This is a genomic window from Paenibacillus protaetiae, assembly GCF_004135365.1.
GTDB lineage: Bacteria > Bacillota > Bacilli > Paenibacillales > Paenibacillaceae > Paenibacillus_AP > Paenibacillus_AP protaetiae.
Window position 1 is genome coordinate 3,629,800 of the sequence record NZ_CP035492.1, and the last position, 20,696, is coordinate 3,650,495.

General features: G+C 53.7%; 16 protein-coding genes. 15 read left to right on the forward strand and 1 reads right to left on the reverse strand.

The features are described from left to right. Positions 1 to 137: 137 nt before the first annotated feature. The 11 genes from hpf (at position 138) to ET464_RS16795 (ending at position 14,321) form a co-directional block, all read left to right on the forward strand. A complete protein-coding gene (gene hpf / locus ET464_RS16745; protein ID WP_129442933.1) occupies positions 138 to 683 on the forward strand; it encodes a ribosome hibernation-promoting factor, HPF/YfiA family in 546 nt (181 codons plus the stop codon). A 201-nt stretch (positions 684 to 884) separates the two neighbouring features. Further along, positions 885 to 3,392: a preprotein translocase subunit SecA gene (secA, locus tag ET464_RS16750; RefSeq protein WP_129442935.1), complete on the forward strand. Its 2,508-nt coding sequence runs from the start codon at positions 885 to 887 to the stop codon at positions 3,390 to 3,392. A 128-nt stretch (positions 3,393 to 3,520) separates the two neighbouring features. After that, positions 3,521 to 4,628 (forward strand): peptide chain release factor 2 gene (prfB, locus tag ET464_RS16755; protein ID WP_129442937.1). Its coding sequence is split into 2 segments (ribosomal slippage): positions 3,521 to 3,592 and positions 3,594 to 4,628, totalling 1,107 coding nucleotides; the frame shifts between segments, so codons are not numbered across the junction. 232 nt (positions 4,629 to 4,860) lie between these two features. Next, positions 4,861 to 5,910: an N-acetyl-gamma-glutamyl-phosphate reductase gene (gene argC, locus ET464_RS16760; RefSeq protein ID WP_129442939.1), complete on the forward strand. Its 1,050-nt coding sequence runs from the start codon at positions 4,861 to 4,863 to the stop codon at positions 5,908 to 5,910. A gap of 56 nt (positions 5,911 to 5,966) precedes the next feature. After that, positions 5,967 to 7,202, forward strand: coding sequence for a bifunctional ornithine acetyltransferase/N-acetylglutamate synthase (gene argJ / locus ET464_RS16765; protein ID WP_129442941.1), 1,236 nt, complete (start codon positions 5,967 to 5,969; stop codon positions 7,200 to 7,202). 36 nt (positions 7,203 to 7,238) lie between these two features. Continuing rightward, a complete protein-coding gene (gene argB / locus ET464_RS16770; protein WP_129442943.1) occupies positions 7,239 to 8,027 on the forward strand; it encodes an acetylglutamate kinase in 789 nt (262 codons plus the stop codon). Positions 8,028 to 8,167: 140 nt separating this feature from the next. Beyond that, a complete protein-coding gene (locus ET464_RS16775) occupies positions 8,168 to 9,385 on the forward strand; it encodes an acetylornithine transaminase (RefSeq protein WP_129442945.1) in 1,218 nt (405 codons plus the stop codon). Between the two features lie 37 nt (positions 9,386 to 9,422). Next, positions 9,423 to 10,379 carry an ornithine carbamoyltransferase gene (gene argF, locus ET464_RS16780; protein ID WP_129442947.1) on the forward strand — a complete coding sequence of 319 codons (957 nt, stop codon included), beginning with the start codon at positions 9,423 to 9,425 and terminating at the stop codon, positions 10,377 to 10,379. 103 nt (positions 10,380 to 10,482) lie between these two features. After that, a complete protein-coding gene (locus ET464_RS16785) occupies positions 10,483 to 11,712 on the forward strand; it encodes an argininosuccinate synthase (RefSeq protein ID WP_129442949.1) in 1,230 nt (409 codons plus the stop codon). Between the two features lie 115 nt (positions 11,713 to 11,827). Next, on the forward strand, positions 11,828 to 13,243 hold the full coding sequence (gene argH / locus ET464_RS16790) for an argininosuccinate lyase (protein WP_129442951.1): 1,416 nt from the start codon (positions 11,828 to 11,830) through the stop codon (positions 13,241 to 13,243). Positions 13,244 to 13,454: 211 nt separating this feature from the next. After that, positions 13,455 to 14,321, forward strand: coding sequence for a beta-1,6-N-acetylglucosaminyltransferase (locus ET464_RS16795; protein ID WP_129442953.1), 867 nt, complete (start codon positions 13,455 to 13,457; stop codon positions 14,319 to 14,321). A gap of 143 nt (positions 14,322 to 14,464) precedes the next feature. On the opposite strand, the gene ET464_RS16800 is transcribed toward ET464_RS16795, so the two are convergent. Further along, positions 14,465 to 15,895, reverse strand: coding sequence for a VanW family protein (locus tag ET464_RS16800; RefSeq protein WP_129442955.1), 1,431 nt, complete (start codon positions 15,893 to 15,895; stop codon positions 14,465 to 14,467). A gap of 350 nt (positions 15,896 to 16,245) precedes the next feature. Here ET464_RS16800 and ftsE point away from each other — a divergent pair, with 350 nt between their 5' ends. From ftsE to ET464_RS16820, 4 genes are all read left to right on the forward strand, one after another. Then, entirely contained in the window at positions 16,246 to 16,932 is a 687-nt protein-coding gene (gene ftsE, locus ET464_RS16805; protein ID WP_244226577.1) for a cell division ATP-binding protein FtsE, read from the forward strand. Then, positions 16,922 to 17,842, forward strand: a complete 921-nt coding sequence (gene ftsX / locus ET464_RS16810; protein WP_129442958.1) for a permease-like cell division protein FtsX — start codon at positions 16,922 to 16,924, stop codon at positions 17,840 to 17,842. The genes ftsE and ftsX overlap by 11 nt, the downstream gene beginning before the upstream one ends. Before the next feature lie 11 nt (positions 17,843 to 17,853). Beyond that, positions 17,854 to 19,038, forward strand: coding sequence for a murein hydrolase activator EnvC family protein (locus ET464_RS16815; protein ID WP_244226578.1), 1,185 nt, complete (start codon positions 17,854 to 17,856; stop codon positions 19,036 to 19,038). 178 nt (positions 19,039 to 19,216) lie between these two features. Further along, entirely contained in the window at positions 19,217 to 20,683 is a 1,467-nt protein-coding gene (locus ET464_RS16820; RefSeq protein WP_244226579.1) for a S41 family peptidase, read from the forward strand. Positions 20,684 to 20,696: the final 13 nt, after the last annotated feature.

A 20,696-nucleotide genomic window follows, 5' to 3' on the forward strand; every position in this document is an offset into this window, starting at 1 on the left:
ACGCTTTTTATACCTCTCTGTAAGCGAATTCACCGATTCTACAATGATTTATCAGAAAATTATGAATAAATAGAAAATACTTTTGTGGAGCCCAAGCGGATATGTTATACTAAGTTCATGTAAAGGAGGAATGCCAAATGAAGTTAAACATTCGAGGTCAGCATTTACAGGTGACAGAGGCATTGCGAGATTACGTGGAGAAGAAGCTCAGCCGGCTGGAGAAGTATTTTGAATACGCCGATTCCGTCGAGACTGTAGCTACCTTATCCGTTACGAAAGGAAAACATGCGATTGAGGTAGCGATTCCGCTGCCGGGATTTATGTTAAGGGCAGAAGAAAAAAGCGGCGATATGTACGCATCCATCGACATGGTCGTTGATAAACTGGAGCGTCAAATCCGCAAACATAAAACGAAAGTGAACCATAAGCTGCGTTTTCAAGGCAGCGTGAAGACGCTGCTGAGAGAAGAGGGAGGCGCTGTCCGGGTACTGGACGAAGAAGAGGATTTCGAAGTGGTGCGTACGAAGCGCCATGCGCTGAAGCCTATGGATATTGACGAAGCCATATTGCAAATGAATTTGATAGGCCACAGCTTTTTCGTCTTTTCCAATATTGAGACCAAGCAGGTGAACGTGGTTTACCATCGCCATGACGGCAAATACGGGCTGATTGAACAAGGCTGACCAGCGCCTCTTAAACCAGCGTATAATTAATAGGAAGCGATAAAAAATACATGTGAATAAGAAGCCCCTTCTTTCAGTAAAGAAGGGGCTTCTTGAGTGAACAAGGTGGCGATTGATGGAAATGCTCGCTCACTCGTTGCGACGATGCTTGCAAACTGTTACAATTTAAGGCAAACAGGCGATTCACGAAAGGGGAAGACCATGCTCGGATTAGTAAAGAAAATATTCGGTGACGCCAATGAACGCGAAATTAAGCGGCTCATGCGCACGGTCGAAGAAATAAATGGGCTGGAGCCTCAAATCTCGGCTTTATCGGACGAACAGCTTCGCGGCAAGACAGAGGAGTTCAAATCTCGGCTTGAAAAAGGCGCGGACATCGACGAGCTCCTGCCGGAAGCATTTGCGGTTGTCCGTGAAGCCTCCAAGCGCGTGCTTGGCAAACGTCATTACGACGTTCAGCTGATCGGCGGTATGGTACTGCATGAAGGCAAAATCCCGGAAATGAAAACCGGTGAAGGTAAAACGCTCGTTGCAACGTTGGGCGTTTATTTGAATGCTTTGCTGGGCAAAGGCGTCCATGTCGTTACGGTCAATGATTACCTGGCGATGCGCGACAGCGCGGAAATGGGCAAAATCTATGAATTCCTGGGCATGACGGTAGGCTGCAACCTGCACGGCTTGTCCCATGAAGAGAAGCAAGCCGCTTACGCTTGCGATATTACTTACGGCACCAACAACGAGTTTGGTTTTGACTACCTGCGCGACAACATGGTGCTTTACAAAGAACAAATGGTACAACGCCCTCTTTATTATGCGATTATCGACGAAGTTGACTCCATTCTGATCGACGAAGCCCGTACCCCGCTTATTATTTCGGGACAAGCTGCAAAATCGACGGAAATTTATCATTCGGCGGATCGTTTTGTCAGCCGTCTGAAAGAAGAGGAAGATTACGTCATCGACGTGAAGCTCCGCAACGTCAACCTGACGGAAGCGGGCGTAGAGAAAGCGGAACGTGCTTTCCAGATCGACAACTTGTACGACCACGATAATGTGCTTCTGAACCATCATATCCAGCAGGCGCTGAAAGCCCGCGCGATTATGAAACGCGACGTTGATTACGTCGTGCAGGAAGGCGAAGTCATTATTGTCGACGAATTTACCGGCCGCCTTATGGCCGGACGCCGCTACAGCGACGGTCTCCATCAGGCGATCGAAGCGAAAGAGCAGCTGAAGGTGCAGAACGAAAGCATGACGCTGGCAACGATTACGTTCCAGAACTACTTCCGGATGTACCGCAAGCTGGCCGGCATGACCGGTACGGCGAAGACCGAGGAAGAAGAGTTCAAGCGCATTTACGGGCTTGAGGTTGTGCAAGTGCCAACGAACCGTCCGAACATTCGTAAAGATATGCCGGATGTTGTCTATAAAACCGAAAGCGGCAAGTTTAAAGCGGTTGTCGAGGAAATCGTTAAACGCCACAAAAACAACCAGCCGGTGCTTGTCGGTACGGTCTCCATCGAAAATTCCGAGAAGCTGTCCGACATGCTGAAACGCCAAGGTGTTACGCATAAAGTGTTGAATGCGAAGTTCCATGCGGAAGAAGCAGAAATCATTTCGCATGCCGGCCAGGCCGGAGCGGTTACGATCGCGACGAATATGGCAGGCCGCGGTACCGATATTTTGCTGGGCGAAGGCGTAGCAGAACTGGGTGGTTTGCATATTATCGGTACGGAGCGCCATGAAAGCCGCCGGATTGATAACCAGCTTCGCGGTCGTGCCGGCCGTCAGGGCGACCCGGGTTCGACGCAATTTTACCTGTCGCTGCAGGACGAGCTGATGCGCCGTTTCGGTGCGGACAACATTATGAATATGATGGACCGCCTTGGGCTCGATGAAGATCAGCCGATCGAAAGCCGCATGATTACGCGTGCGATTGAATCCGCGCAGAAACGGGTGGAAGGCAGCAACTTTGATACGCGGAAAGTGGTCCTGCAATATGACGACGTGATGAACCAGCAGCGCGAAGTTATTTATAAGCAGCGCCGTGAAGTGCTTGAATCGGAGAACATTCGCGAGATCGTGGCGACTATGATCAAACCTACGGTCGAACGAGTTGTCGAAGCGCACTGCTCGACGGATATTCCGGAAGAATGGGATCTGGATGCGATTGTGGAATATGTCCACGCGACGCTGCTTCCGGAAGACGCCATTACGAAGGATCAGCTCTGGGGCAAGGAAAAAGACGAGATGGTCGAATTCATCTACGGCAAGGTCGAGGAAGTATATGACAGCCGCGAGCAAGAGCTTGGCGCCGAAACGATGCGCGAGTTCGAGAAGGTCGTTGTGCTTCGCGCCGTCGACAGCAAGTGGATGGACCATATCGATGCGATGGATCAGCTTCGCCAAGGCATTCATTTGAGAGCTTACGGCGGTACCGATCCGCTTCGTGAATACCAATTCGAAGGCTTCGAAATGTTCAAGGAAATGATTGAACATATTCAAGAGGAAGTCTCGAAATATATTATGAAAGCCCGCGTGCAGAACAACCTGGAGCGCCAAGAGGTGGCGAAAGGCCAAACGACAAGCGGCGGCAGCAGCGAAAGCCAGGAGAAGCGTCCGATCAAGCGTGATGCCCGCGTAGGACGCAACGATCTGTGCCCTTGCGGCAGCGGCAAGAAATACAAGCTGTGCCACGGCAAGGAATAACAGCTGGGCTGTTAACGGCATAAAGTAAAACACGGCGTCGGAGCAGCTGCAGCGCGGCGGCTCCGGCGCCGTCCCATGTTTATTTAAGTGAATGGAAAGAAAGCATAAGATTGAGGTGAAGTTACGCTATGATAGATATTTCGGTCAAACAGGATTTGCGCGAAATGGCGAAGCGTCTCCAAGAACTCAGGGGGTCTCTTTGACTTAGATCTGAAGCGGGAAATGATCGCCAACTTCGAAGAGAAAATGAGCGCTCCGGATTTTTGGGACGACAATGAGCGGGCACAAGGCGTAATCAGCGAATTGAACGCCATCAAATCGGTAGCGGAGCAATACGAACGGTTTAATCGCGACCATGAGGATCTGGAAACGATGCTCGAGCTTGCGGAGGAAGAAGAGGATGAAGCGCTGGATGAAGAACTGACGCAAGGCGTTGCCAAGCTGGTCGCCGAAATCAGCTCCTTCGAGCTGCAGCTGCTGCTGAATCAGCCATACGATAAGCTGAACGCCATTCTGGAGCTGCATCCGGGCGCCGGCGGTACGGAGTCGCAGGACTGGGGCCAGATGCTGTACCGGATGTACACGCGCTGGGCGGAGAAACGCGGCTTCAAAGTTGAAGTGCTGGATTATCTGCCGGGCGATGAAGCAGGGATCAAAAGCGTCACGATCATGGTTCGCGGCTTTAACGCTTACGGCTACCTGAAAGCGGAGAAAGGCGTCCACCGCCTCGTCCGTATTTCGCCGTTTGACGCTTCGGGTCGCCGTCATACGTCGTTTGTTTCCTGCGACGTGGTGCCGGAGATTAACGAAGATGTCGATATCGTTATCCGTCCGGAAGATTTGCGGGTCGATACGTACCGTTCGAGCGGCGCCGGCGGCCAGCATATCAATAAGACGGAATCCGCTATCCGGATTACGCATATCCCTTCCGGCATTGTAGTCGCGTGCCAGACGGAACGCTCGCAAATCCAGAACCGCGACAGAGCGATGACGATGCTCCGCTCCAAGCTGTATGAGCGCAAGCTCGAGGAGCAGCGCAAAGAGCTGGCGGAAATTCGCGGCGAGCAGTCGGACATCGCATGGGGCAGCCAAATCCGGTCCTATGTATTCCACCCGTACAGCATGGTCAAGGACCATCGCACCGGAGTGGAAACCGGCAACGTTGGAGCTGTCATGGACGGCGACCTGGATGCCTTTATCGACGGATACTTGCGCAGCCAGATCCGCCACGAATAGCAGCAGGCTTAGTCCTCCCTGCCAAGGATGCAACATAGCCTCTTTCCTCCTTCAACCGGGAGGGAAGAGGCTATTTTTATGCGCAGAACGTGTGCTGCTGGAGCATTTTACATAATTGTATTATTATAAATCCGCATGTATAATAATACGGAGAGTTTTTATTTTCCATGAACGGCTGATATCATATAAAATAAATGAGTGCGTGACAAGTTCTCATAGGGAGAGAATGCAAATGAGCGAAAAAATAAAAGCGGCCATCGTAGGCTCGACCGGCTACGGCGGCGTAGAGCTGTACCGTCTGCTGGCTTCGCATCCTTACGTGGAAGTGACGTCCGTCACCTCCTCGTCGAGCCCGGGCTCCTTGTTTTCCGAAGGTTACCCGCATTTAACGGATATTCATCAGGAACCGCTTGATGAAGTGAATCCGGAGTTATTGAAATCGAAAGCGGATGTTGTGTTTCTGGCGACGCCGGCGGGCGTAGCGACAAAGCTGGCTCCGCAGCTGCTGGAAACAGGCCTGAAGGTTATCGATTTGTCCGGAGACTTTCGCCTGAAATCCCCTGCTTTATACGAGCAGTGGTACAAGAAACAGCCGGCAGACGAAGCGTATTTGGAGCAGGCGGTGTTTGGCCTGGCGGAAGTTTATGGCGAGCAGGTGAAAGGCGCTTCGTTTATTTCCAATCCCGGATGTTACGTGACAGCGACGACGCTTGGCCTTGTGCCGGCGCTGGAAGCGGGCTGGATTAAGCCGGACACGATTATTGTAGACGCCAAATCGGGCGTATCCGGTGCAGGACGCGGCGTCAGCCTAGGCAATCATTATTCCGAAGTGAATGAAAATTTGAAAGCATATAAGCTGAACAAGCATCAGCATATTCCGGAAATCGAAATGGTGCTGTCGGATGCGGCAGGCGAGCCGGTTGTCATCACCTTCTCGACCCATCTGACGCCGATGACACGCGGCATTATGGCGACGATATATGCGAAGGTGGATGGCAGCCGCAGCGCGGCTGATTTTATCGACCTTTACCGCAGCTACTATGAAGGCCGCCGCTTCGTTCGCGTGCGCGGGGAAGGCATTCTGCCGTCCACGAAGGAAGTATGGGGCTCCAACTACTGCGATATCGGCTTTGCTTTTGACGAAAGAACAGGACGCATCACCATCGTGTCGGTTATCGACAACCTGGTGAAAGGCGCCGCCGGCCAGGCGATCCAGAACCTGAATCTGATGATGGGCTGGGATGAATCGCTAGGCTTGCAGTTTGTTCCGGTATATCCGTAAACGTAAAAGATCTTTTGCAGCAGCACACGTAAATGGAGAAGGAGACTTGTTCAGACATGGGAACAAATCAACATGCGTTCAAGGTCGTAGCCGACGGCTCGATCACTACGCCTAAAGGATATAAAGCCGGAGGCCTGCACTGCGGCCTGAAAAAAACGGACCGCCATGACCTTGGCGCCATCGTCAGCGAAGTGCCGGCGGTAGCGGCCGGCGTCTATACGCTGAATGCGTTCCAGGCGGCGCCTATCCGCGTTACGCGCGACAGCATTGAATCGGACGGCCTGCTCAGCGCCGTTATCGTCAACAGCGGCAATGCCAACGCGGTAACGGGCAAGCAAGGGGAAGCGGACGCTTACGAAATGCGCAGCCTGTTTGCGGAAAAAATCGGCGTGCCTGCCGCTCATGTGGCGGTAGCATCAACGGGCGTCATCGGCGAGCTGCTCAAAATGGACAAAGTGCGCGACGGCATCAGCCGCCTTCCGGAGAAGCTCGACGCTTCCGAAGCAGGCGCGGACGGCTTTTGCCAGGCGATTTTGACAACTGACCTGGTCAAAAAATCGGTATGCGTGGCAGTCGAAGTGAAAGGCCAAACCGTCCATATCGCCGGCGCCTCCAAAGGTTCGGGCATGATTCATCCGAACATGGCGACGATGCTTGGCTTTATGACGACGGATGCGAACATTGGCGCGGACGCGCTGCAGCAGCTTTTGCGCCGTGCGACGGATTTGACCTTTAATATGATTACGGTAGACGGCGATACAAGTACAAACGATATGCTGGTCGCGATGGCGAACGGCCTTGCCGGCAACGAGCAGCTGTCACCGGCGCATCCGGACTGGGCAGCGTTTGAAGCGGCTTTTGTGTATGTGTGCGAAGTGCTGGCCAAAGCGATTGCGCGTGACGGCGAAGGAGCGACAAAGCTCGTCGAGGTGCAAATCCGCGGAGCGGAATCGGATGAAGCGGCACGCGCGATTGCGAAGACGGTCATCGGCTCGTCGCTCGTGAAATCGGCGATGTTCGGCGCGGACGCGAACTGGGGCCGCATCATTGCGGCGGTAGGCCGCTCGGGACAGCAGGTCAACGTGGACACGGTAGACGTGCGCATCGGCGACATCGTAACGCTGGAGCAGTCGCGTCCGGTTGCTTTTGACGAGGAAGCGGCTCTTGCTTATTTGAAAGGCGACACCGTTGTCGTCATCGTGGATCTGCATATGGGGGGCAGCTCGGCAACGGCTTGGGGCTGCGATCTGACCTATGACTATGTGCGAATTAACGCGGCTTACCGAACGTAAGAAGGGCTGCTGCGGCTAGAAGGGACAGGGGCAACAATGAACAAGCGGTTTGTAATGAAATGCGGCGGAAGCACGCTTGCTGCGCTGCCGGATGCTTTTTTCGAGGATTTGCGCAAGCTCCAGCAGTCCGGCGTCCATCCGGTAATTGTGCATGGCGGCGGTCCGGCGATTAATGAAACGCTCGCGAAGCTGGGCATTGAGTCGTCTTTTGTAAACGGGCTGCGCGTGACGACTGCGGAAGTGCTTGGCGTCGTAGAAATGGTGCTCGGCGGGCGTATCAATAAAGAGATTGTGCGAAAAATTCAAACGAGCGGCGCGGAAGCGCTAGGCCTCTCCGGCATTGACGGACGGCTTATGGAAGCGAAGCCGGTAGCGAACAGCGATGAAATCGGATTTGTAGGCGACGTTACGCATGTGAACGCATCGGTCATCGAAGGCATTATGCAGATGAACTACATACCGGTTATCGCGCCGATCGGCATCGACCGGGAAGGACAAACGTACAACATTAACGCCGATACGGCAGCCGGAGCGGTCGCTTCCCACCTTGGCGTGGAGCAAATGATTGTGGTGACGGATGTGCCGGGCATTATGAAGACAGTGGATGGCGAGAAACAGGTGCTGCCGGTTGTGACGGTGGCGGAAATCGAAGCGATGATCGAAAGCGGCGAGATTTACGGCGGCATGATCCCGAAGGTTCGCGCAGCGATTCAATGCATCCAGGGCCAAGTACGCGAGGTCGTTATCGTCAGCGGCGAGCAGCCGGCTGTATTAAGCCGGGCAGTGCTGGAAGGCGGCGTAGGCACGCGGGTCGTGCTGGAATAGAAAACGGACGGTACTGGAAGACGCCGTCGGTACGCGTATCGTGCTGGGCTGGAAGGCGAACGTTGCTGGAAAGCGCCGCCGGCACGCGAGTCGTGCTGGGGTAGAGCGTAAGTAAACGGAGAGCAAAGGTGGTATAAACGATGAGCGAGACAAAGCAAGCGGCCGTTGCAGCCGCAGGTGCGGCTGAGGCTGTGGACAACAGCCATTCGCTGCTGCCGACGTACGGCAGATATCCGATTTCCCTGGTCAAAGGGGAAGGCAGCTACCTATGGGATGACAAAGGCAATCAATATCTTGATTTTATGAGCGGCATTGCGGTTACCAATCTGGGCCATGCGCATCCTAAAGTAAAAGCAGCGCTGGTGGAGCAGCTGGATCAGCTGTGGCATGTATCGAACCTGTTCCGCATTCCGAACCAGGAGGACGCGGCAGCGCTGCTGACCGCCAACAGCTTCGGCGATGCCGTATTTTTCTGCAACTCGGGTGCGGAGGCGAATGAAGCAGCCATCAAGCTGGCCCGCCGTTATCAGCAAAAGGTTGCCGGCAACGGCCGGTATGAAATTATAACATTTGATCATTCGTTCCATGGACGCACGCTCGCTACGCTGACGGCAACAGGCCAAGAGAAAGTAAAAGAAGGCTTTGCGCCTTTGCCGGAAGGGTTCAAATACATTCCGTTTAATGATTTTGCAGCGCTGGAGGAAGCCGTTTCGGACAAAACGGCAGCGATCATGCTGGAGATGATCCAGGCGGAGGGCGGCATTCATGCGGCCGATGAAGCTTATGTGAAAGCGGTGCGCGAGCTGTGCGACAAGCAGGGTATCTTGCTTATCGTGGACGAAGTGCAGACGGGCATCGGCCGTACGGGCAAGCTGTTTGCTTACGAGCATTACGGCATTGAGCCGGATATTATCTCGCTCGCCAAAGGCCTCGGAAGCGGCTTCCCGGTTGGCGCCATCGTCGCCAAGGAGAAGCTGCGTGAAGCGTTTGGCCCGGGCAGCCATGGCTCAACCTTTGGCGGCACGCCCATTGCGACGGCTGTCGTGAAGGCGACGCTCGAAACGATCGTAGGCGAGCGCCTGCCGGAGCGCGCAGCGCAAATGGGCGACTATTTGCAGGAGCGTCTGAAGCAGGAGCTGGGCGCTAACGCAGCCGTCAAAGACGTCCGCGGCAAAGGGCTGATCGTTGGCATCGAATGCGACGGCCCGGTTGCGGACCGTTTGGTAGCGGCGCAAAAGCTGGGGCTGCTGGCGATTTCGGCAGGTCCTAACGTTATTCGTCTGCTGCCGAATCTACTTGTGACGAAAGAGGAAATAGATCAAGCGGTTGCTGTTCTGAAGCAAGTTACGGCGGACTAATACCGCTTACGCATAAGGATAAAGGAGGCAGGCATTCATGCAGGATACGGTGAAAGAAGAGCTTGCATTTAATTTGAAAGGCCGCGATTTTCTAATGCTGGGCGACTATACGCCCGCTGAAATCCGGTATTTGATCGACCTGGCGATTGAGCTGAAAAAAAAGCAAAAAGCCGGTGAAGTGTACCATCCGCTGAAAGGCAAAACACTGGGCATGATTTTTGAAAAATCGTCGACCCGCACGCGCGTATCGTTTGAAGTGGGCATGTACCAGCTGGGCGGCCAAGGGTTGTTCCTGAGCAGCAACGACCTGCAGATCGGCCGCGGCGAGCCAATCGCCGATACGGCGCAGGTGCTGTCGCGTTACCTCGACGGTATTATGATCCGCACGTATGCGCACCGTACCGTTGTGGAACTGGCTCGCGCGGCGACCGTTCCGGTCATTAACGGCCTGACGGATTTGTCCCACCCATGCCAGGTGCTGGCCGACTATCAGACTGTGCTGGAGCATAAAGGCCGTCTGGAAGGCCTCAAAATCGCATACATCGGCGACGGCAACAACATGGTTCACTCGCTCATGATGGGCGCAGCCAAGCTGGGCATGAACATCTCGGTCGCTACGCCGGAAGGCTACGAGCCGGATGCGGATCAAATCCGCAACTCGCAGGACGTTGCGTCACAGCAAGGCTCCAGCGTTATCGTCACGCGTGATCCGAAGGAAGCGATTGCCGATGCGGATATCGTGTACACGGACGTATGGGCGAGCATGGGCTTTGAAGCGGAGCAGAAGGAGCGCGAGATCGCTTTCGCAGCTTATCAGGTGAACGAAGAGCTGACCAAGTATGCGAAAAATGACTACCTGTTTATGCACTGCCTGCCGGCGCACCGCGGCGAGGAAGTAAGCGAAGCGGTCATCGACGGCAAGCATTCGATTATTTTCGACGAGGCCGAAAACCGCCTGCATGCGCAAAAGGCGATTATGGCTGCGATTATGTAATAGGATTGCGGCAGCGGCGGGCGGCCCTTCAAGGGCCGTTATTCCGCAGCAGCGCTGCTGCATGACCATCATATTTTGATGATAACAAGGGAGCGGAAAAACAATGGCTAAAGAAAAAATCGTACTCGCCTACTCCGGCGGACTGGATACATCCGTTATTTTGAAATGGCTGAAAGAAACGTATGACGCGGAAATTATCGCTTTTACAGCGGATATCGGCCAAAAGGATGAGCTGGACGGCCTAGAGGCCAAAGCGCTCGCAACCGGCGCATCGAAAGTATACATCGACGACCTGCGCGATGAGTTCGCAAAAGATTTTATTTACCCGATGTTCCAATCCGGCGCCTTGTATGAAGGCCAATACTTGCTCGGCACGTCGATTGCACGTCCGCTGATTGCCAAACGCATGGTCGACATCGCCCGCGCGGAAGGCGCTACGGCAATCGCGCATGGCGCGACAGGCAAAGGCAATGACCAAATCCGCTTTGAGCTGACGGCTGCAGCGCTTGCACCGGACATCAAAGTAATCGCGCCATGGCGCAGCGAAGAATTCCGCAACCAGTTCCCGGGCCGCGCGGAAATGATCGCGTATGCGGAGAAGCACAACATTCCGGTTCAAGCTTCGGCTGCCAAGCCGTATTCGATGGACCGCAACCTGCTGCATATCAGCTTTGAAAGCGGCATGCTGGAGGACCCTTGGTTTGACGCCAGCGCCGAAGAAAACAAAGGCATGTACGTGCTTAGCGTATCGCCTGAGGACGCTCCGGACCAAGCGGAATATATCGAACTGACGTTTGAGCAGGGCAACTGTACCGCGATTAACGGCGAACGCCTCAGCCCGCTGGGCGTCATGGAGAAGCTGAACGAGCTGGGCGGCAAGCACGGCATCGGACGCGTCGATATGGTGGAAAACCGCTTCGTTGGCATGAAAAGCCGCGGCGTGTACGAAACACCGGGCGGCACCATTCTGTTCACCGCTCACCGCAAAATGGAATCGATCACGATGGACCGCGAAGTGATGCATCTTCGTGACGGTCTGATCTCCAAATACAGCCAGCTCGTGTACAACGGCTTCTGGTTTGCGCCCGAACGCCTTGCGCTGCAGGCGCTCGTGCAAGAGTCGCAAAAGAACGTAACGGGCGTTGTGCGCCTGAAGCTGTACAAAGGCAACGTCATTGGCGCAGGCGTGAAAAGCCCTGTCAGCCTGTACAACCCGAACATTGCGACGATGGAAGCAGATCCAACGCAGGCTTACGACCAAGGCGACGCAACCGGCTTTATCCGCCTGAATGCGCTGCGTCTGAAAGTATCGTCGGCCGTACAAAGCGAATAGAAACAACACCCGGCTTATATCAGGGCCAGGTTCCATAGAAAATAACCCGGGCGATCCCGCGGCAGGCTGTCATGGCGTGCGGCGGGGTCTTTTCGGAAGGGGAGTGTACTAACCAGTGAGCAAATTGTGGGGCGGACGTTTTACGAAAAAAACCGATCAATTGGTAGAGGAATATACGGCATCCATTCTGTTCGACAAAGAACTGGCCGAAGAGGATATCCAAGGCAGCCTGGCGCATGTGACGATGCTGGGCAAGCAGGGCATTTTGCCGGCAGCGGACGTAGAGCAGATCAAGGACGGGCTGCATCGCACGCTGCAAAAAATTAAACGCGGCGAAATCGAGTTTTCGGTATCCGATGAAGACATTCATATGAACATCGAAAAAGCGCTGATCGACGATGTGGGTCCGGTAGGCGGCAAGCTGCATACGGGCCGCAGCCGGAACGATCAGGTGGCTACGGATATGCACTTGTACCTGCGCAAACGTGTCGTGGAGTTCGTAGACTTGCTGCAAAAGCTGCAATCGGCGCTTGTGGAGCAGGCAAAAGCGAATTTTGATACGATTTTGCCGGGTTACACGCATTTGCAGCGGGCGCAGCCGATTTTGTTCGCGCATCATCTGCTTGCGTATGTGTCGATGTTCGGACGCGACATCGAGCGGCTGCAGGACAGCTACAAGCGCATTAACATGCTTCCGCTCGGCGCAGGCGCGCTGGCGGGCACAACGTTCCCGATCGACCGCCATTACGTAGCGAGCCAGCTGAAGTTTGGCGGCGTATACGAGAACAGCCTGGATGCGGTAAGCGACCGCGACTTCATCCTGGAGTTTCTGGCGGACGCTTCGATCATTATGATGCACTTGTCGCGCCTGAGCGAAGAGTTTGTTATGTGGTCGAGCAATGAATTTAACTTTATTGAGCTGGACGACGCGTTCTGCACGGGCAGCAGCATTATGCCGCAAAAGAAAAATCCGGACGTTCCTGAGCTTGTCCGCGGCAAAACCGGCCGTGTATACGGCAACCTTATGGGCCTCCTGACGGTGCTCAAGTCGCTGCCGCTGGCTTACAACAAGGACATGCAGGAAGACAAGGAAGGCATGTTCGACACGGTTCGTACGATGCAGGGCGCGCTTCAGCTGTTTGCACCGATGGTCGCTACGATGAAGGTGAAGAAGGACAATATGCGCAAAGCGGTCAACCAGGACTTCTCGAACGCAACCGATATCGCCGACTTCCTCGTGGGCAAAGGCTTGCCTTTCCGCCAGGCGCATGAAGTCATCGGCAAAACGGTATTGTACTGCATCGAGAAGGGCAAATATTTGCTGGACCTGACGCTGGACGAATTCAAGCAGTTCTCGCCGCTGTTCGACGATCGGATTTACACGGTGCTCCAGCCGGAAAACGTCGTGAATGCCCGCAACGTATACGGCGGCACCGCGAAGGAGCAGGTACAGGCCGCAGCGGCACGCGCGGAGGAAGTTCTTGCTTCAACCGCGGCATGGGTGGCGGAATACGCCGAGCTTAGCCGTTAATTTATGTTTATAGCTTGAACAATCAAAAATGCGCGTACATCAGATGCGCTGGGGAATCTTTTTATGCCATTAAAGAGTTCCCCGGCCAAGCACTCCGATTCATCCTCGGAGATTGCCTGATGAACGCGCATTTTTTTAACGCTGCCCTTGAAGCCTTTTGATATACTGTAGTGTAGATCACTTACAATTACCCGGCATAAAGGAGTTTCGTATGAAATTAGCTTATCTGATATTGGCTCATCATAAAATGGAGCTTCTGGATCGATTAATGCACGCCATTTATAGTCCGGATCATAGCTACATGATTCATGTAGACGCCAAAGCGGATGCCGATCTGCACCGTTATGCGGATGAATTAGCTGCTGCAAATCCCAATATAAAAATATTGCCTTCCAGAAGCGCGACATGGGCGTGCTGGTCGTTGGTGCAGGTTGAGCTGGACGGTATAAAGGAACTGCTGCACGAACAATGGGACTTTTACATATTGTTAAGCGGACAGGACTTCCCCGCGGCAAGCCAGGAAGCGATTTGCCGGACGTTAGCCCCTTATCCCGGCAAAAACTTTATGCGGATTGGAACTATGCCGCCGGAAGAAGAGGAGCTGAGGCTTAACCACTATTACGTGGAAGACTGCGGCGAGATGAAAACGATGGGGCCGCGCAATTCGTTTGGCAGCTATTTTGTGGAAGGCTTCAAGCCGTATATGGGCAGCCAGTGGAAAATATTGCACCGTTCTTTTTGCGAGTTTGCCGTATCCAGCCCGTTATCGTTTGATATGCAGGATTACTTCCGCTATGCGCTGGTGCCGGATGAGTTGTTTTTCCATACGCTGCTGATGAACAGTACGTATAAAGACAGCCTGATCAATAATCATCTCCGTTATTATGAAATGGATGAATTCCACACCAGCTTCAGGCGTGCGAAGACGCTGGCGATGGAGCAGATCAAGGACATAGACTTTCATAATCCGGCACGTCCTGTATTGTTTGTGCGCAAGGTGGATGATGAACGCGAGCCTGAAGTGATATCTTTCCTGGAAAAAAGGCTGGCGCCGGGAGCGGATGCGGTGCAGCCATAAAAAAAGAAGCCGGATGAACGGCTTCTTTATATGTGTAACTCCCCCGGCCGTGCTGAATCGGACGGGAAATCGGGTCTGCCGCGCATGCAGAAGTTGGTGCAGGGCTTTCCGCAGGTGCGGCATGCTTATGCCGGCTCAGCAGCTCAGCCAATGCCGTCCTCGAGAAGCGGCTCGCCGCTGTCTTTTGGAGCGGCTGGCGTTATGCTGCCGCTGGCGGAGCCGACGTTAACGATGGTCGGCTGCGCTTTGTACGTGTCGCGGGACACCTTCTCGCGCGATACGGTTTTGCCGTCCTGCACAAGCGTGCGGTACGTTTCCACGATATAGCCGGTTTTACCCTGCTGCACCGTTTGCTTCACGCCGGCAGGCAGCTTGGTTGTACCGACCTGCTGTACAGGAGGGGCAATCGTCTGGACGGTCACCGATTCGATGTCATAACGGATGTTGTCCGGCATCGTGCCAAACAGCTTGACGGTCAGCTTGCGGTCTTTGACCTCGGTACGGATAATCAATTTTTTGCCGGTATTGTTTTTAAACCGGAAATCAATGGCGCCGCTTGCGAAGGTCGCATCCTGTCCAAGCGGCAAATAGGAGACGGGCAGCGAATGATTGCGCCGCTCGACGATTTCGAGACCGCTGCGCAGCACCGCGTTGTACAGCGTGCTGGACACTTGGCAGATGCCGCCGCCGATGCCGGGAACCAGCTTGCCGTTCAGAATAACCGGCGCTTCCTTGTAGCCGTATTGCTCTTCCGTCTTTTTGACGACCTGCGCGTAATCAAAAACCTCGTCCGGCCCAAGCTCCCAGCCATCGAGCGCCTCGGCGGTTGAAGTAACGTTGTAGGCGCGTCCTGAAGCGCTGGTGCTGAAGTCGGTTGTAAACTCGATGATTTTGCGGTCGATGCCTTCGGCTTTGAGAGCGTCCAGCGTAACCTTCGGATGAACCGCGCTGATCGGCAGCTCTACTTTGATTGCCTGGTCGGCTGAAGACGGCTGTGCGCCGGCACCGGACAATAGCCAAGGTTCGACTTTCGTGGACAGCTGCTCAATATTAAGCCGGTATGCGTCCGTATGCGGCGTATAAATCACCTTGTCATCGTCCGTAATCGTACGGGTGGCGTCTTTAGCCTCGTTTTGCTCCACCCAGCCCCATTCTTTCTTCACCGCTGTTTCGAACACATCTTTATCCCAGCTTTGCTCAAACGGATAGTCCTTCTGAAAATGATACCGGTACTTTGCTCTGTCCCATATCGAGCCTTCCTCCAGCTGCAGCAGCGCTGCGCGCGCTTTGGAATAATCGGCCTTGTACCCGATTTGCTCCGCTGTCCACTGCTTGGCGCTTTCCTCCGTCACATTCGCCTGCACCGTAACCGTCCGCTGCTTCATCGTTTGTTCGTATTGGTCAAGCAAATGAACCGCTTCGTCGATATCCATTCCTGACAATGATATGCCGCCCGCCTTTACCCCTTCCGGTACCGTATTTTGCTGGGCGTAATACCAGATGACTCCCCATCCCGCCGCTGCAATGAGCAGCAGGGACAGAACTACAATCAATCCGATGTGAAGCCGCTTCACCTGCACTCCCGCCTTTCTTCCCAGTCTAAAGCTGCAATTTCTGATATATATGCAGGAAGGACGGCTTTCTTGTAAATTGTTTTTGCGAATGACCGGCTGCAGCGCTGACTTAACCTCCGGCTATAGGTGCAGTCGGTACTTCCGGCTGCAGCACAAATGGAACATCCGGAATATCGCAGGCGGACGGGCTGATGGCGGGCTTTTGTCGAAAAATATAACGCACATCCGGCATAAAAGGTGACATTCTGTTTCATTAGAAATGTGAAAAAAGAGGAAAAACAGCAACTTGTGGAGGATTTCGTGCACCCCTGTCGAAATAGTAAAGCTGACACTTAACAGGATGTGATAATGTGATTGAAATGCAAGACGTATGGAAGACCTACAAGGATGGCACCGATGCACTGCGCGGCGTGTCAGTTCGAATAGATCGCAATGAATTTGTGTACGTCGTCGGCCCGTCCGGCGCGGGCAAGTCGACCTTTATGAAACTGATCTACCGCGAAGAGGTGCCGACGAAAGGTCAAATCTCCGTTAACGGCTTTAACATCGGCAAGCTGAAGCCGCGCAAAATTCCCTATGTTCGGCGCAATATCGGCGTTATTTTTCAAGACTTCCGGCTGCTTCCCAAACTGACCATTTATGAAAATGTCGCTTTTGCGATGGAAGTAATTGAAGCTCCGCCGCGTATCGTCAAAAAACGGACGCTGGAGGTGCTCGATCTGGTCGGGCTGAAGCATAAGCAAAACAATTACCCGACGCAGCTATCGGGCGGCGAACAGCAGCGGGTTGCGATTGCAAGGGCGATCGTCAACAATCCGGCTGTGCTGGTGGCGGACGAGCCTACCGGCAATCTCGATCCGGAGACGTCGATGGGCATTATGAACCTGCTCGAGGAAATTAACTTCCGGGGCTCCACCATTGTAATGGCAACCCACAACAAAGATATCGTGAACACGATGCGCAAGCGCGTCATCGCCATTGAAGGCGGCCAAATCGTTCGCGATCAGCTAAGAGGGGAGTACGGTTATGAAATCTAGAACAGTGCTCCGCCATCTGAGAGACGGCTTCAAGAATATTATCCGGAACGGCTGGATGTCCTTCGCTTCGATGGCTTCCATTATGATTTCATTGTTTATTTTGGGCGTGTTCCTGCTGCTTGCTTTGAACGTCAACAATCTGGCGGACCAAATCGAAAACCAGGTGCAGATCCGCGTCTATCTGGATGTGAACGTCGATGAAGCGCAGCGCGCGCAAATCGAGCAGACGATCCGCAACATACCGGAGGTCAGCAAAGTTACATACGTGACCAAAGAAGAAGGGCTGCAGCAGCTGCGCGACAGCATGGGCGAAGACAGCAAAGATTTGTTCGACGGTTATGACAACGAGAACAATCCGCTGATGGATTCGTTTACGGTCGAAGTGTTTGACCCGCATACCATTGAGTCGGCAGCACAGCAAATAAGCGCGATTAATAGCAGCAGCGGCGACTCAAAGCCGATCATGAGCGTTAAGTACGGCAAAGGAACAGTCGAAACGCTGTTCAAAATTACGAATATTGTGCGGAACGTAGGCCTTGTGCTGGTGCTGGGGCTTGTAGTAACGGCGATGTTCCTCATTTCCAACACGATCAAAATGACAATCGTCGCGCGCCGGCGCGAAATCGGGATAATGAAACTCGTTGGCGCGACCAATTCCTTTATCCGCTGGCCGTTTTTTATTGAAGGCGCGCTGATCGGCATTGTTGGCTCCGGCATCACGACCATTGTGCTGCTGGTCGGCTACTCGGAGCTTGTCCGCACGACGCAGGTCGGGCTCGGCCTGATGATGATCAAGCTGGTCACCATTCAGGAATCGGGCAAGCTCGTAGCTGTGCTGCTGATTGGACTTGGCACACTGATCGGCATATGGGGCAGCACGCTTTCGGTACGTAAATATTTGAAAGTGTAGGTGACATTCCATTGAAAAAGAGATTTTGGCCCGTTGTGGCTCTTATCCTTGCAGCGTTGGTGATGCAGCCTGTCGGAAGTAATGCGGCCCAAAGCTTGAGCCAGGTGAACAAAGATCTGGCAGCAGCGAAAAAGCAAATTCAAGATGCGCAAAAAGCGGCCGATGCCGCAGCCAAAAAACAGGATCAGGTTAAAGGGCAAAAAGTCGACGCCAAACAAGCGATTATGCAAATCCAGACCGAATTGACTGCGGTGAATGATAATTTAAACGCACTTACGGATCAGATTGCAACGAAAGAAGAGGAGTACAAGCAAACCTCGGCGGAGCTTGATGAAGCCAACGAACGGGTTGCGGAGCGGGATGATTTGATCAAAAACCGGATGAGGCTGATGTACTCCAACGGTTTCGTTTCGTACCTGGATGTGCTGCTCAGCTCGACAAGCTTCTCCGATTTCCTCGACCGTTTCGACACGCTGAAGTCGATGCTGAAGCAGGATCGCGATATTTTGGAGCAGAACAAAAAAGATAAAGCGACGGTAGAGCAGAAAAAGCAACAAAAAAGCGAGCAGCTAAACGAAGTAAAAACGCTGTATACAAAGCAGGCGACTTATAAATCTCAGCTCAGCCAGAAGGAACAGCAAAAGGAAGTGCTGATCGCAAGCCTGGATGACCAGCTGGAAGAGCTTGAGGATATTACCGAAGAGCAGCAGCAGCAGCTGGTTGATTTGGCGACCAAAGTATCGAAGCTGGAATCCGAGAAGAAAAAGCTGAGCTCGGTGGCCAAGCCTTATACAGGGGGCAAGCTTGGGATGCCGATAGTCGATTACACGCGTATCAGTTCGCCGTTTGGCTACCGGACGCATCCGGTAACGGGAGAGAAAGAGAAACTGCATACCGGCATTGACTTCGCCGCGCCAAAAGGAACAGACATTTTTGCGGCGGAATCCGGCGTCGTCTTGCTGGCGCAGCCGGTGAGCGGCTACGGCAACGCTATCATCATCGATCACGGACACAATTTGTGGACGCTGTACGGCCATATCCGCGACGGCGGCACGAAAGTAAAACAAGGTGACACCGTGAAGAAAGGGCAAAAAATTGCGGAAGTCGGCATGACCGGTACGGCTACCGGCTATCATTTGCATTTTGAGGTACGGGTTAACGGCAATCCGGTCAACCCAAGCTCGTATTTGAAATAACAGGGCATACATGACTATACATCCTTGCGGCAGCCTTAGCGGGCTGCCCTTCTTATATTGCGGGGAATGCAGCAAGCGAAGCGGATGGCCGGCGCCACCCGTGCGAATAAATAATAATGGTAAGCTTGTCATATACTAGAACGGTTCGGGCAGCACGTAGAGAAGGTGGTGAAGTTGGGTGAAATTTAGCGGACGAACAGTACTTGCGTTTGTAATGGCTTCGATCATCGGCACGGCACTGGTCACTTATGGCCTGACCCATGAAATATCGCTTTCCGGCAGCTTGCATTCGTCTACGATGGCGGCAGCTCCGGACGGCGCCGGAGCGGATCGCCTAAAGCCGGAAGAGCTGGACAAAATCAACGCCGTGCTTGGGCTGATCGAAACGAAGTATTATAAAGATGTAGACCGCGATGAAATTATTGACGGCGCCGTAAAAGGCATGATGTCGGCATTGGAAGATCCGTATTCGGTTTATATGGAAAAGGATGTCGCGCAGCATTTTTCAGAGTCGGTGGAAGGGTCGTTTACCGGAATCGGCGCAGAAGTGACGATGGACAGCGGCAATGTGGTGATCGTCTCGCCCATTAAAAGCTCTCCGGCCGAGAAAGCCGGCCTGCTGGCTAAGGATATCGTATTAAGCGTCAACGGGAAGAAGCTTAGCGGCCTTGATCTGAATGAGGCGGTCAGCCTCATCCGGGGGCCAAAAGGCACCAAAGCCAAGCTGCTTATCAAAAGAACTGGCCATGCGGAGCCGCTGGAGCTGGATCTGATCCGAGACGATATTGATGTCGAGACCGTTTTTGCGAAAAAACGGGATGACGGCGTGGGGGTCATCGAAATCCGCCAGTTTTCATTAAATACGGCGGACCGGTTCGCGGAAGAGCTGGCCAAGCTGGAGCAGCAGGGCATCAGCGGACTGGTCATTGATGTGCGCAACAATCCGGGAGGGATTTTGCCGGTTGTCATCAAGGTGGCCGAGAACTTTGTACCGAAAGGCAAAACGATTGTGCAGGTCGAAGACCGCGGCGGCAACCGGGAGAAGACGTTGTCCGGCGGGCAAGACGGCAAAAGTTATCCGATTGCCGTATTAATGAACAAGGGCAGCGCCAGCGCATCGGAAATTTTGGCCGGCGCCCTCCATGAAGAAGCGGATGCGATTCTTGTAGGCGAAACGTCATACGGCAAAGGGACGGTACAGGTCAGCTACAACAAAGCGCTTGGCGACGGCAGCCTGATCAAAATGACCATTGCCAAATGGCTGACGCCAAACGGCGAATGGATTCATCAGAAAGGGATCGAGCCGGATGTGAAAGCGCCGGCGCCGGCTTTGTACTCGGCTGCCCGGTTATCGGTTACGAAACCGCTTGTAGCCGACTCCATCGGCGATCAGGTTCGCAGCCTGCAGACGATTCTGAAAGGGCTGGGCTACGATCCGAAACGGGATGACGGCTATTACAGCACCAGCACCGTGCAGGCTGTGAAGCAGTTCCAAAGCCATGCGGGACTGCCTGCAGACGGGAAAGTGGATGCCAAGACGGCAAATGCGCTGGAGCAGGCGGCGATGCAGTGGCTGAAACAAGAAACGAATGACAGCCAGCTGCAGCAGGCGGTTGAAGCTGTTAAAGGCGAAGGCAGGAAATAAAGGGCAAGATGTC

Excerpts from the sequence above, each read along its gene's own strand:
- ET464_RS16795 (WP_129442953.1), top strand. The coding sequence starts at position 13,455 with ATGAAATTAGCTTATCTGATATTGGCTCATCATAAAATGGAGCTTCTG.
- argB (WP_129442943.1), top strand. The coding sequence starts at position 7,239 with ATGAACAAGCGGTTTGTAATGAAATGCGGCGGAAGCACGCTTGCTGCG.
- ftsX (WP_129442958.1), top strand. The coding sequence starts at position 16,922 with ATGAAATCTAGAACAGTGCTCCGCCATCTGAGAGACGGCTTCAAGAAT.
- ET464_RS16785 (WP_129442949.1), top strand. The coding sequence starts at position 10,483 with ATGGCTAAAGAAAAAATCGTACTCGCCTACTCCGGCGGACTGGATACA.
- argF (WP_129442947.1), top strand. The coding sequence starts at position 9,423 with ATGCAGGATACGGTGAAAGAAGAGCTTGCATTTAATTTGAAAGGCCGC.
- hpf (WP_129442933.1), top strand. The coding sequence starts at position 138 with ATGAAGTTAAACATTCGAGGTCAGCATTTACAGGTGACAGAGGCATTG.
- secA (WP_129442935.1), top strand. The coding sequence starts at position 885 with ATGCTCGGATTAGTAAAGAAAATATTCGGTGACGCCAATGAACGCGAA.
- ET464_RS16775 (WP_129442945.1), top strand. The coding sequence starts at position 8,168 with ATGAGCGAGACAAAGCAAGCGGCCGTTGCAGCCGCAGGTGCGGCTGAG.
- argJ (WP_129442941.1), top strand. The coding sequence starts at position 5,967 with ATGGGAACAAATCAACATGCGTTCAAGGTCGTAGCCGACGGCTCGATC.
- argC (WP_129442939.1), top strand. The coding sequence starts at position 4,861 with ATGAGCGAAAAAATAAAAGCGGCCATCGTAGGCTCGACCGGCTACGGC.